Annotated in this window: 13 protein-coding genes; 8 read left to right on the forward strand and 5 right to left on the reverse strand. The window is 37.1% G+C overall.

Features of this window, described 5'->3' with window-relative positions; translation table 11 throughout:
* Nucleotides 1-6: 6 nt before the first annotated feature.
* The 7 genes from dnaJ to EO115_RS01505 all read left to right on the forward strand — a co-directional run bounded on the left by dnaJ (nt 7) and on the right by EO115_RS01505 (nt 7,337).
* Nucleotides 7-1,194: a molecular chaperone DnaJ gene (gene dnaJ / locus EO115_RS01475; protein ID WP_126937225.1), complete on the forward strand. Its 1,188-nt coding sequence runs from the start codon at nt 7-9 to the stop codon at nt 1,192-1,194.
* A 24-nt stretch (nt 1,195-1,218) separates the two neighbouring features.
* Complete coding sequence (locus EO115_RS01480; RefSeq protein ID WP_126937226.1) at nt 1,219-2,100, forward strand: 50S ribosomal protein L11 methyltransferase; 882 nt, start codon at nt 1,219-1,221, stop codon at nt 2,098-2,100.
* Nucleotides 2,101-2,112: 12 nt separating this feature from the next.
* The gene (locus EO115_RS01485) at nt 2,113-2,853 is read left to right on the forward strand and encodes a 16S rRNA (uracil(1498)-N(3))-methyltransferase (RefSeq protein ID WP_126937227.1); all 741 of its coding nucleotides are present in this window, start codon (nt 2,113-2,115) and stop codon (nt 2,851-2,853) included.
* Nucleotides 2,854-2,860: 7 nt separating this feature from the next.
* Complete coding sequence (gene mtaB, locus EO115_RS01490; RefSeq protein ID WP_126937228.1) at nt 2,861-4,162, forward strand: tRNA (N(6)-L-threonylcarbamoyladenosine(37)-C(2))-methylthiotransferase MtaB; 1,302 nt, start codon at nt 2,861-2,863, stop codon at nt 4,160-4,162.
* 169 nt (nt 4,163-4,331) lie between these two features.
* Nucleotides 4,332-4,682, forward strand: a complete 351-nt coding sequence (locus EO115_RS01495; RefSeq protein WP_009352788.1) for a histidine triad nucleotide-binding protein — start codon at nt 4,332-4,334, stop codon at nt 4,680-4,682.
* A gap of 14 nt (nt 4,683-4,696) precedes the next feature.
* Complete coding sequence (gene pepD / locus EO115_RS01500) at nt 4,697-6,208, forward strand: beta-Ala-His dipeptidase (protein WP_126937229.1); 1,512 nt, start codon at nt 4,697-4,699, stop codon at nt 6,206-6,208.
* Between the two features lie 133 nt (nt 6,209-6,341).
* Complete coding sequence (locus tag EO115_RS01505) at nt 6,342-7,337, forward strand: site-specific integrase (protein WP_126937230.1); 996 nt, start codon at nt 6,342-6,344, stop codon at nt 7,335-7,337.
* A 227-nt stretch (nt 7,338-7,564) separates the two neighbouring features.
* On the opposite strand, the gene EO115_RS01510 is transcribed toward EO115_RS01505, so the two are convergent.
* Complete coding sequence (locus tag EO115_RS01510; protein ID WP_126937231.1) at nt 7,565-7,882, reverse strand: LysM peptidoglycan-binding domain-containing protein; 318 nt, start codon at nt 7,880-7,882, stop codon at nt 7,565-7,567.
* A gap of 196 nt (nt 7,883-8,078) precedes the next feature.
* On the opposite strand from EO115_RS01510, the gene lexA reads away from it, so the two are divergent.
* A complete protein-coding gene (gene lexA / locus EO115_RS01515; RefSeq protein ID WP_126937232.1) occupies nt 8,079-8,759 on the forward strand; it encodes a transcriptional repressor LexA in 681 nt (226 codons plus the stop codon).
* A gap of 88 nt (nt 8,760-8,847) precedes the next feature.
* Here the strand turns inward: lexA and pcp are convergent, their stop codons facing one another.
* The 4 genes from pcp to dapA all read right to left on the reverse strand — a co-directional run bounded on the left by pcp (nt 8,848) and on the right by dapA (nt 12,200).
* Nucleotides 8,848-9,501: a pyroglutamyl-peptidase I gene (gene pcp, locus EO115_RS01520; protein ID WP_126937233.1), complete on the reverse strand. Its 654-nt coding sequence runs from the start codon at nt 9,499-9,501 to the stop codon at nt 8,848-8,850.
* A gap of 16 nt (nt 9,502-9,517) precedes the next feature.
* Nucleotides 9,518-10,447 (reverse strand): DUF979 domain-containing protein, encoded by a 930-nt coding sequence (locus EO115_RS01525; protein WP_126937234.1) that lies wholly within the window; start codon nt 10,445-10,447, stop codon nt 9,518-9,520.
* 14 nt (nt 10,448-10,461) lie between these two features.
* Nucleotides 10,462-11,136 carry a DUF969 domain-containing protein gene (locus tag EO115_RS01530; RefSeq protein WP_126937235.1) on the reverse strand — a complete coding sequence of 225 codons (675 nt, stop codon included), beginning with the start codon at nt 11,134-11,136 and terminating at the stop codon, nt 10,462-10,464.
* A gap of 179 nt (nt 11,137-11,315) precedes the next feature.
* Complete coding sequence (gene dapA / locus EO115_RS01535) at nt 11,316-12,200, reverse strand: 4-hydroxy-tetrahydrodipicolinate synthase (RefSeq protein WP_126937236.1); 885 nt, start codon at nt 12,198-12,200, stop codon at nt 11,316-11,318.
* Between the last annotated feature and the right edge of the window lie 8 nt (nt 12,201-12,208).

Raw genomic sequence — 12,208 nt, forward strand, 5'->3', positions numbered from 1 at the left:
TAGGTAATGGCTCGTGATTATTATGACGTCCTTGGCGTCAACAAAAATGCATCCCAAGATGAAATTAAGAAAGCCTTTCGCAAGAAAGCACGTCAATACCATCCAGACGTAAATCGTGACAATCCTGAAGAGGCAGAAAAGAACTTTAAAGAAGTGAATGAAGCCTACGAAGTCTTGTCCGATGACACGAAAAAAGCACAATATGATCAATATGGTCATGATGCTTTTACTGCTGGCGGAGGTAACTCCGCTGGTGGCTTTGGCGGTGGTTTCGGTGGCGGTGGATTTGGCGGCTTCGGCGGTGCTGGTGGTTTTGAGGATATTTTTGGCAATATCTTTGATATGTTTGGCGGCGGTGGTGGCCGTGGTCAACGTGGTCCAGAACGTGGTGCCGATTTACGCCAAGACGTACGCATTTCCTTCCGTGATGCTGTATTTGGCACAACGATGAAAGTCAATGTACAGCGCCATGAAGACTGCGATCATTGCCATGGTACTGGTGGAGAACCTGGTTCTAAGGTAGAGACATGTCCAAATTGTCATGGATCTGGTCAAGAGGCTGTTGTTCAAAATACACCATTTGGTCGCATGCAAACGGTTCGCACATGCTCTCGTTGTGGCGGTCGTGGTAAAGTAATTGAAAAGCCATGTAAGGTATGCCGTGGCCAAGGTCAGGCTATTAAACGCCGTGATATTGAAATCAAAATCCCTGCTGGTGTTGATGATGGAGCACGTTTGCGTGTATCCGGTGAAGGCGAACCAGGTACATTAGGTGGCCCTAAAGGCGATTTATATGTGTATATTTCTGTAGCTAGAGATAAGGAATTTGAACGTAGTGGCAATGATATTGTTATCCGTCAAACTATCTCCTTCTCACAAGCTGCACTAGGTGCTACTATACAAGTTCCTACTTTAGAAGGTAAAGTAGAATTAAAAATCCCTGAAGGTACACAAACTGGTACTGCTTTCAGAATTAAAGGACAAGGTGTTCCGTATTTACGCCAACCAAGCCAACGTGGCGATCAACACGTGGTGGTCACTGTAGAAACACCTAAAAAATTGACAGATAAACAACGTCAATTATTAGTTGAGTTTGCTGCAGAAAACAAAGAAGATGTAAATACTTTGAAAGTAAACAAAAGCATATTAGAAAATTTAAGTGATAAGGTGAAACAGTTATTTTGCCAAGATTAAACCTTGGTAAGTAAGGAGTCATCTATGAAATGGATAGAAATATCCATTACTGTAGAAGTGGCAGTCATTGATGAAATGGCTGCCATTTTTAATGATATAGAGAGTAATGGATACATAGAAGAAACAATTGAAGATAATCCCAACCTAACTCGTGTAACTATCTATTTAGATGAACACAACGATGAGGACCAATGGACTCAAATTCTAGAATCAGCATTACATGATGCTAATATTTTCTATGAAGATATGGAATGTAAAACTGTAGACGATGAGCAATGGTATCATAGTTGGCAACAATATATTATGCCTACGAGATTGTTACCAGACTTGGTGATTTGTCCCGCTTGGCAAAGCTATGATGCCACTACAGATCCATTCGCTACAGAACAAGATGTGGTCATGACCGTGGATACAAAGCTTTCTTTTGGCACAGGGGACCATGAAACTACGAGAAACTGCGCTACTTTATTAGGCAAATATATACACCGTATTCCCACAGATTTAAGCCAACAGGTTTGCCTAGATATTGGTACTGGTACAGGTGTTTTATTACTAGCAGCCCATCATTTAGGGATACCTAACCTAGTGGGCATCGACCTAGAAGAAGAAGCAGCTATACAGGCCAAGGAAAACTGTGAAAATAATGGTATTGAGGCAAGCATCATTCATGGTAATTTAAGTGATGACTTTCACGGTAAAGCTCATCTTATACTAGCGAATTTAACAGTAGATCCTCTAAAAATTTTATTGCCTATGATTAGGGAAAAACTACACGATAATGGTATACTAATAATAAGTGGTATTGTGGACGATCGGTATGATGAAATTATGCCGTATATTACTAACCACTGGACTATTATGGAAGAAATGGTAGAGGGTCCTTGGCATACCTTTGCCTTGGCATAAGATAGGAAGTATATGAAAAAAATATTTATTGATGGCATTATAGATGAAAGTATCCAGTTACCTGCAGATACAGCACATCATCTCTTTCATGTATTGCGCCATTCTAAAGAGGAACCTTTTATTGTGAGCAATCATAAAGGGCATACAGGTGAATATGTATTACTATCTGAGGAATCAGATATATATATGGCGAAACGATTACGTACCATTGATATATCTACAGTTGGTACGAAAGTAGTGTTAATTCAATCCTTTTTGAAAGGCGATAAATTCGAGTTTTTATTGCAAAAAGCTACGGAATTAAACGTTCATCATATCTACGGTGTATCTTCGGTCCATTGTGTGGCTAAATATGATGCTAAAAAATTAAACGCCAAGAAAAGTAGATGGGAAAAAATTATCATAGAAGCCAGTCAACAATGTGGTCGCCCTGATGTACCTACATTGACGGTAGAACAGTCACTTTCAGAGGTACTGCAAACATTACAATCCGATGAGGGTATGCTCTTGTTAGGCGCCTATGAGCGAGAAGATGACAAAACGATCAAAGATATTTTACAAACACAATTGGAAACTAATGCGTACCATACCATTGCCATTTGCATTGGTCCAGAAGGTGGCTACAGTCCAAATGAAATGGAACTATTGGAATCTTGTGGGGGACACAAGGTTAGTTTAGGACCCACTATATTACGAGCTGAAACAGCTGCTTTAAGTGCTGTGAGTATGATTCAGTATGAATTACTAGATTAGGAGTCTCATGAAGACAGTTGCATTTACTACCTTAGGGTGTCGTGTGAATCAATATGATACAGATGCCATGAAAGGTTTATTTATAAAAGCAGGGTATACTCCTGTTGGCTTTGATGAAGAAGCCTCTATTTACGTGATTAATACATGTTCCGTAACAAACATGGGAGAGAAAAAATCACGCCAATTAATTCGACAAGCAAAACGCCGTAACCCAGAAGCGTTCATCGTGGTAACAGGATGTTATGCTCAATTGGCGCCAGAAGTGATTTCTGCTATCGATGGGGTCAACCTTGTGATCGGTACGGCAAATCGAAATAAAATTGTAGAATTAGTAGAAAATATTCCATCTACAGAAGAACAGATTTCCATCGTTCGTAATGTGATGGAAGAGTCTACCTTTGAAGAAATGCCTTTATTTGGCAATGAAATTGAAAAATGTCGGGCTTTCATGAAGATACAAGAAGGGTGTAATAATTTCTGTTCCTTCTGTATCATTCCTTATACACGAGGAAAATTAAAGTCTAGAAAAATTGAAGACATTGTGGAAGAAGCAAAGCGCCTGGTTGCTTATGGGTATAAAGAGGTTGTCCTCACAGGAATACATCTTGGTAACTACGGAATTGAATTACCTGAGCGACCAACCTTAGGCCGTGTTGTGCGTGAATTATTGACCATTGATGGCTTAGAACGCATTCGTTTTGGTTCTATTGAGTCTGTGGAAGTATCGGAAGAATTAATCGAGTTAATGGCAACCAATCCTCGTGTATGCCCTAACTTACATTTACCATTACAAGCAGGGTCTGATCCAGTATTGAAATCCATGAACCGTCACTATAATTTGCAACAATACAAAGATTTAGTGAAGTATTTACGTAGTCGGATTCCTAATTTATCCATCACGACAGATATTATCGCCGGATTTCCAGGGGAAACAGACGAATTATTCGAGGAAACCATGCGTACAGTGAAAGAAGTTGGTTTTACGCATATCCACGCTTTCCCATATTCCATTCGAGAAGGCACGCCAGCTGCTAAGATGGAAGACCAAGTGCCAGAAGCCGTGAAAAAAACACGTGTAGCCTTATTAAATCAACTTGGCAAGGAAGGTTTTAAAGCCTATGCCAACCGTTTCCTTAACCAACCAGTGAAGGTTCTCATCGAACAAAGCGATGACTTTTACTATTATGGACTAACTAATGAATATGTTCATAGTAAAATACCTAAACAAGAGCATATATTCAGCGTTGGGGATATTGTGAGTGGAATTGTAACAGAAGTACATAGCGATGTGGTGTTAGTAGAGATTTAGAGCTAATTTAGTACGAGGTTCATCATCTAATGGGTGGGATTATTGGAAACCGTTTGAAGGTGAAACTATTAATATTTTTAGAAAGAAATCATAGACCATATAGAAAATATTTGATATAGTAAACATATAGTATATAAGTATCATACAGTATATGAGAAAGGGGATTCCCATGAAAGAAGATTGCCTATTTTGTAAAATTATTAATAAAGAAATTCCAGCTAAGGTTGTATTAGAAAATGACAAATTCTTAGCATTCCATGATATTGCTCCAGTAGCGCCAGTGCATGTGTTGATCATTCCTAAAAACCATGTATCTAACATTGCTCATTTAAACGAAAATAATGAAGCCTATGTGGAAGGTATCTTACCATTCGCTAAATTGGTTGCAAAAGAATTAGGTCTTGCCGCTGATGGATATCGCTTAACATTAAATACGGGCGCCAAAGCAGGTCAAACTGTATTCCATTTACATGCTCATTTATTAGGCGGTAAGGAATTAGGTTGGCCAAATATTGACTAATCTAGGAGGAACAAGTGTCAATAGAACAAACTATTATGAATCAATATAATGTAGATAATATTCTGCATTACTTTCAAGAAATTGCTAATATCCCTAGAAAGTCTGGGCATGAACAAGCTATTTCCAATTATATTAAAGACTGGGCTCTAAACTTAGGCTTAGATGTATTCCAAGATGAGCAGTATAATCTAATCATAAAAAAAGCCGGTACAGAGGGGTATGAATCACATGAACCAGTGATTCTGCAAGGTCATATGGACATGGTGTGCACGAAATTAGAGTCCGTAGAGCATGACTTTATTAACAGCCCTATCGCTTTGCATGTAGAGGATGGTATCTTACATGCCAATGGGACTACGTTAGGGGCAGATGATGGATTTGCTGTAGCATATGGCATGGCTATCTTAGCATCTACAATGATTCCACATCCTCCGTTAGAGGTAGTATTCACTGTAGAAGAAGAAACTACTTTCAAAGGTGTGAAAACCCTTGATTATAGCCATTTAAGTGGGAAACGTCTCATCAATATGGATGGGGAATCTATGAATGAAGTGACAATTGGCAGTGCTGGCGGTCATGGATCTACCGTAAAATTGCCTATTGCACAAGTATCTGTGAATAATGAAATGACAAAGCGCAGAATCACGATTGAAGGATTAAAAGGTGGTCATTCTGGTTGTGATATCCATTTAGGGCGGGGTAATGCCATTTACATTCTATGTAAGGTGTTAGAACGTATCACTGGAGAACACAATATCCGTATTACAGAAGTAAGCGGTGGCAGTGCGCCTAATGCAATCCCATTGCGTGCTTATGCTGATGTGTATCTACATTTACAAGATGTACCATATGTGCAAGTTCTTTTACAAGAGGAACAAGACAAGTGGAATGCACACTATGCATCGGCTGGTGAAAGTATGACAATATCTTTATCTGTTGTCCCTAAAGTAAATCGTGAAGATTTAGTGGAATTAGATTTAGATGCTATCACCATGGAACGAGCTTTTAGCAGTGACACTATACAAAAACTATGTGCTCTTATTCAAGGAATTGAACAAGGCGTGTTACAACATGCTCCTGAGAATCCAAATGAAGTATGGTTCTCTAATAATATTGGTGTTTTGGGTATGGCGGATGGTGCTGTATACCTTAAAATGCAAGTACGCAGTACAGATACTAAGAATCTAGAGGCTCATTATAAAAGGTTAGCGCAATTGGCAGAAATTCATGGTGCTACGACGTCCCTTGAAAGCCCGTATCCAGGCTGGCTACCAACATTTGATAGTCCATTACAACAAACCTATCAAAAGGCATATGAATCTGTGACAGGCACTACAGACTTGCAGTTCAATGTAATCCATGCAGGTCTTGAAGTTGGCTACATGTTAGATAATTTACAAGGCCCTGTAGATGCTATTAATATTGGGCCAAACATTCATGACTTACATGCGCCTACAGAACGTATGGAGTTAGAAAGTTTTGTTACTACTTGGAATGTATTGAAAGAGTTCTTAAAAAGCTTATAAAACAACATATTTGCCATTTGTTTTGGCCTATGATATAATTACTTCCGATAACGATATATTATCGGAAGTAATTTTTTAGTTTAAAATAGCTATATAAGTACTAACATCTCTATATAGCACATTTGAGGCCTTTATGAGTCAATCTAATACACACTTCTATTTACGTAATTATAAAGAGATCATGAACAACTCCAAGCTTAGCGATAAGGCTAAGACTAGTATTCTATTATCTAAGGCAGAAAATACTGTGGATGCTTACGAATCTGATTGGATGGATTTTGTGGATTGGTGTCAACATAAACAGGAATCCTTTTTTCCTAGTTCACCAGAAATTATTGTCAATTATATTAATGATTTAGCTGATTATGCTAAGGCTAATACCATCTCACGTCGTATTAGCGCTTTATCTGAAAATTTTAATGCTTCTGGTATTGAAAGTAACCCTTGTAGCGCTCCTATCGTTAAACAAGCCATGCGAGGTATTCGTCGTTCTTTAGGGACATATCAGCAAGGTAAAACACCTGTGCTACTAGATGATCTTATGGATATCATAGACTATATGGAAACTTCCGATATAGCACCTATACAAAAGCTCCGTGATAAAGCTATATTATTATTAGGTTTTATGGGAGCCTTTCGCCGTAGTGAATTATCGGCATTAACTGTAGAATCTTTAAAGTTTTTGCCACAAGGTCTAGAAATCTTCGTATCCAGTTCAAAAGCTGACCAAGAAGGTCACGGTGCTATTGTAGCAATACCTTATATAGATAATGAAGCATTATGCGCCGTAAGAGCCGTAAAAGCATGGTTACGTTTTGTTCCTATTACAACAGGTCCTATTTTTCGGGGATTTACAAAAAGTATGAGCTTACGCAAAACAGCAATCAGTGATAAAAGTATTGCAGAGATTGTAAAAAACTATATGGCAGCCATTGGTGAAGATCCATCCTTATACGGGGCTCATAGTTTACGTCATGGTTTTGCTACTACAGCAGCTCATTATGGTGTAGAAGAACGTAATATTATGAAACAAACACGACACCATAGTGTCAATATGGTTCGACGCTATATTAATGAAGCCAATAAATTCGTGGATAACCCTATTTCGTCTATATTCAATCGTAACTAGAACCAAAATCTATCATAAGTTTATATGATACATACTAGGACTCTATAAAAAAGTAAACCATATTAATTCTTACATATACTAAACATACTATTTCCTGTTCCAAAATATAATAATAAGTATAAAAAAGACTACATATCCCTATGATTGTGACATAAGATATGCAGTCTTTTATTCTATCATTCAATATATATCTTTCTCTAATATATCGAACATATACATAGTATATATTAGTTATTTGCCCAAGCAGTTATAAAACCGAACATATTTCTTTCTCTTAACGTAGGAACTTTTAATGTTTCACCAGGGCGTAATGTTTTTCGATTTTCTAAGTGATTTAAGTCTTCTACGGTTTCTATAAAATCACGAATATCAATGTCTTCTGTGTCGGCTAATACTTTTTTAGAAATAGTCCATAAACTGTCACCAGCATTAACTTGTACTGTTTGTATATTTTTTGTATCTAACTCCATGGTAGTTTTAGATATAATAGCATTCCCTACAAAGATCATTACTACAATTGCTAACATAGATACTAGTTGTTTCATATATATTACCTCTCTAATACTTTAATCGAACATAAAATATAGTACATCTGTTTGTTTGTAGTCATATTGTAGCACACACACAAATGTTCGGTCAAGAATAATTTTTCGAACGCATATTTGACAATTCTAACTATTGATTTTATAATAGAACTATATTATATGTACGAATAATCGATTAGAATGTGAGGTTTTTCCTTTGAGACGTCCCGCTACTGATATAAATAGCAAACAACAAAGAATTTTAGATTTTATTATTGAAAGCTTACAACAACGCTATCGTTGTCCAAGTGTTCGTGAAATTGGTGATCATGTAGGATTGAGCTCTACTTCCACTGTACAAAGTCACCTAAATACGCTAGAAAAATTTGGTTATATTACTAGAGATGCAAATAAAAATAGATCTATAACAGTTGTAAATATGCCTGAAGTTCCCCAGCTAGAGGTCGACCAAGAAACTAATGAGGTTACATCTAGTGCAGAATTTAACTTTTTAGAAGCCGGTTTACGTCGTGTTCCACTAATTGGTACCGTACAAGCCGGACTTCCTGTAACGGCTATTGAAAATCGAGAAGACGAATTTGTATTGCCTACTGCTCTACTTGGCAGTTCCGAATGTTTTTTATTACGAGTTCGTGGTGAATCCATGCGTGATATCGGCATGTATGAAGGCGATTTGTTGATAGTTAGAAATCAATCTACTGCTAATAATGGTGATATTGTTGTTGCTCGCATTGATGATGAAGCTACTGTAAAACGATTTTACAAAGAATCTGATCATATTCGTTTAATGCCTGAAAATGAAGATTTTGAACCTATCATTACACGAAACTGCGTTATTGAAGGACGAGTGATTGGTCTTATTCGAGATCATATTTAATGCATTTAAATACTATAGATATTATAATAAATCAAAAACAAATAAAAGCAGTCCCACTATATAGGGACTGCTTTTTTCGTATTAATGGTTAATCATGTGGTTTTACATAATCTTTCGGCAATACTACTTCATACTCTTTACCTGTTGCAATAGTATCTACCATGCACTGTAAGCCTTGAACCACAACTTCTTTTGACATACTAGGTTGTCCAGGTTTAGTGACTACCTGTGATGGTAAATATGGAATGTGTACAAAACCACAGCGAATGCCTTTGTCATGTACTTCATGAGCTACACCATAAAAGATATGATTACATACAAAAGTACCGGCTGTATTTGAAATACTAGCTGGAATCCCTGCATGTTGTAATCCACTTACCATATGTTTAATAGGTAATGTAGCAAAATAGGCTGGATTACCACCTTCTACAATAATCTCATCTTTTGGTTGATTTCCTTTATTATCAGGAATGCGAAAATCATCTACATTGATAGCAACACGTTCTACAGTAATATCTGGTCGTCCACCAGCTTGGCCTACCAGTAGTATTGCTTCAGGGTTACATTCTTGAATGGCTTCACGAACAGTATCAACACTATCATAACGCACAGTAGGAATCATTTTAGTGACTACTGTATATCCATTACTTTCATATCCATTTAGTTCTTTTACTGCTTCCCAAGCTGGATTAATAGGTTCCCCTCCAAATGGGTCAAACCCTGTAACTAATATTGTTTTCATAGTATGACTCCTTTAATTAAGCAATTACTAAATAATACATAATCAAAATATTAACTACAAGTAATGCCATAGCAACTGGCCATTGTGCTTTAATAACACCATATTGATCTTTCATTTCTAATAATGCAGTAGGCACAATATTAAAGTTTGCTGCCATTGGTGTTACTAGTGTGCCACAATAGCCTGCTAACATAGCAATAGGTCCGATATAAGCAGGATTTGCCCCATGCATTTGAATTAGCATAGGAATACCAATACCTGTAGTCATCATAGCAAAGGCAGCAAAAGCGTTACCCATAACAATAGTAAAAATTGCCATGCCTAAACAATATGTTGCTACTACTGCAAATATATTATCAACAGGAATAATACTAGAAATGCCTGATGCAATGACTTGCCCTACACCAGCAAGCCCAAAAACGTATCCCAATGCGGCTAATAATTGAGATAAGATAGCAGTCCAGCCAATGGCATCAATTAAACGTCGACCTTCGTTAAAGCCTTGATGAATAGATACGCGCGTCAATCCAAATGCTAATAATAATGCTGCTATAGCAGCAATACCTAACCCTACCAAAGCACCTAATTTTGTAAAGATACCAATGATAAATGTGACAACACCAACTAATAAAGCTGGTACAAATATAGCATTACCAATCCGTTTAGATTCAGACTGTTTCATCTCCATAGAAGATTCGTTATAGGTACCTTTACCTAATTGTTTTGTAGCTACAATAACAGCTAAGGCGATAACCATCCACCCATTAATTTCATCCGGGATATATTTACCAAAAATAAAACTTATGCCGTAGATTAGCCAGAATAATCCTGTCCCAAATCGCTTAGAATTCGTTGTATCCATAAAAGATAATACTGAAACGATAATTAAAATAATACCTGTTAAAATATATATTAATTCCAATGCAGGTAAGCCAAATAATTCCATTATTGTACCTCCTATTAATGCGCAGAATGTTTCGCTAATAAAGCTTTCACTCTATTATCGAATAGAATATATCGGATCGATGCAAAAATATAGGCAATTATAGCAGTAGGAATACAATATATCACCATATCCCCTAACTCTACTGGTATACCCGCTTGGTCCATAACACCTTTAATTAATAGAAGTCCACCTGCGGCAATAAACATATTTTGCCCAAAGAAGTTACCAATATTATCAGAAGATGCTGCCATAGCACGTATTTCATCTAATACTTCTTGAGGTGCTTCCTTACCATGCAACGCAGCTGCTTCTGCCATAGGCGCAATTAAAGGTCGTACAAAAGCAGGCATACCCGCCAATGTAATTCCTAAAGCAACTGTGATTTGACGGATCAACATATAGAGCATACAAATACGGCCCGCTGTTGCTGCGTTAATCTTACCTATTAAATATTCTGCACGTTCACGCAACCCATGACGCTCCATAATACCTACTACAGGTAAAATTAATATGAATAAAGACATATAACGGTTTGTTACGAAAGCTTTACCAATGGCTGCAATCGTATCACGCACACCAATACCTCCAGCTAAGCCCGTGATAATGCCTGCTACTAAAATAACTAAGAGTGCATTAAATCGAAAGGCTAAGCCTAAAATCATTACTACAATACCAGATAATACTAGCATAAATATCCTCCTTCCATAGGAATACAATATAATTTTATTATATCATAAAGTGACATAATATTAGGTATTTATTACCATTTAAGTTTTTTTCAGAGCCTATAATTAATTCTTTCATGAGTATCCCTCTTTCATATATATAAGAAAAGATAGTAGATACCATTCTATCTACTATCTTTTGTTTATTTTACATATGGTTCTAATGCCACATTTATAATTTCTGCTTCCTCAGGCGATGGGTTACATAAAGGTAATAATAATGGACCTGTCGCAAACCCAAGTTGTTTCATCGCATATTTTACAGGAATAGGATTTGTAGTGATAAACATGGCCTTCAGGATAGGAACAAGAGAGAGTTCTATATCTCTCGCCTCTTTGATATTCCCATTCTTAAACAAGGTTATCATTCGTTGCATTTCATCTCCAACGATATGGGAGGACACAGAAACAACACCTTCACCTCCATGTTGGATCACATCTAACGTCAAGGCATCATCACCAGAATAAATCATAAAATCTTTGGAAGGAATCAACTCACGAATTTGTTGCGTAATCTGTATATCCCCAGAGGCTTCTTTAATAGAAACAATATTTGAACAAGATTCGACTAATCGTGCCACTGTCTTAGGTTCAACACGACCACCTGTACGGCCAGGTACATTATATAACATAACCGGTAAATTCGTACTATTTGCAATCTCTTTAAAATGCAAATAACATCCCTCTTGATTTGGTTTATTATAATATGGAACGACTGCCATTACAGCGTCTACTCCTGTATGAGTAGCAGCACGAGTTAAAGCAACTGATTTTTTTGTAGAATTACTTCCTGTATTAGCAATAATAGTAGCTCTATGACCATACTCTTTAGCAATTAACGTAAAAAGTTCTAATTTATCTCTGTCCTCAATATTAGGACCTTCACCTGTAGTACCGCATACGATGAGTCCATCGGAACCATGATCTAATAAATAACCAGCTAAGCGTAGTGCTTCATTAAAGTTCACATGGCCATCGTCAGTAAAAGGAGTGATCATTGCTGTTAAGACATTACCAAATGTTGTCATCACTGCAC

This window comes from Veillonella sp. CHU740 (assembly GCF_003992055.1).
Classification (GTDB): Bacteria; Bacillota; Negativicutes; order Veillonellales; family Veillonellaceae; genus F0422.

Bases quoted from the DNA above. Each gene is read 5' to 3' on its own strand.
- dnaJ (WP_126937225.1), top strand. From the start codon at position 7: ATGGCTCGTGATTATTATGACGTCCTTGGCGTCAACAAAAATGCATCC.
- EO115_RS01480 (WP_126937226.1), top strand. From the start codon at position 1,219: ATGAAATGGATAGAAATATCCATTACTGTAGAAGTGGCAGTCATTGAT.
- EO115_RS01485 (WP_126937227.1), top strand. From the start codon at position 2,113: ATGAAAAAAATATTTATTGATGGCATTATAGATGAAAGTATCCAGTTA.
- mtaB (WP_126937228.1), top strand. From the start codon at position 2,861: ATGAAGACAGTTGCATTTACTACCTTAGGGTGTCGTGTGAATCAATAT.
- EO115_RS01495 (WP_009352788.1), top strand. From the start codon at position 4,332: ATGAAAGAAGATTGCCTATTTTGTAAAATTATTAATAAAGAAATTCCA.
- EO115_RS01505 (WP_126937230.1), top strand. From the start codon at position 6,342: ATGAGTCAATCTAATACACACTTCTATTTACGTAATTATAAAGAGATC.
- EO115_RS01510 (WP_126937231.1), bottom strand. From the start codon at position 7,882: ATGAAACAACTAGTATCTATGTTAGCAATTGTAGTAATGATCTTTGTA.
- pcp (WP_126937233.1), bottom strand. From the start codon at position 9,501: ATGAAAACAATATTAGTTACAGGGTTTGACCCATTTGGAGGGGAACCT.
- EO115_RS01525 (WP_126937234.1), bottom strand. From the start codon at position 10,447: ATGGAATTATTTGGCTTACCTGCATTGGAATTAATATATATTTTAACA.
- EO115_RS01530 (WP_126937235.1), bottom strand. From the start codon at position 11,136: ATGCTAGTATTATCTGGTATTGTAGTAATGATTTTAGGCTTAGCCTTT.
- dapA (WP_126937236.1), bottom strand. From the start codon at position 12,200: ATGACAACATTTGGTAATGTCTTAACAGCAATGATCACTCCTTTTACT.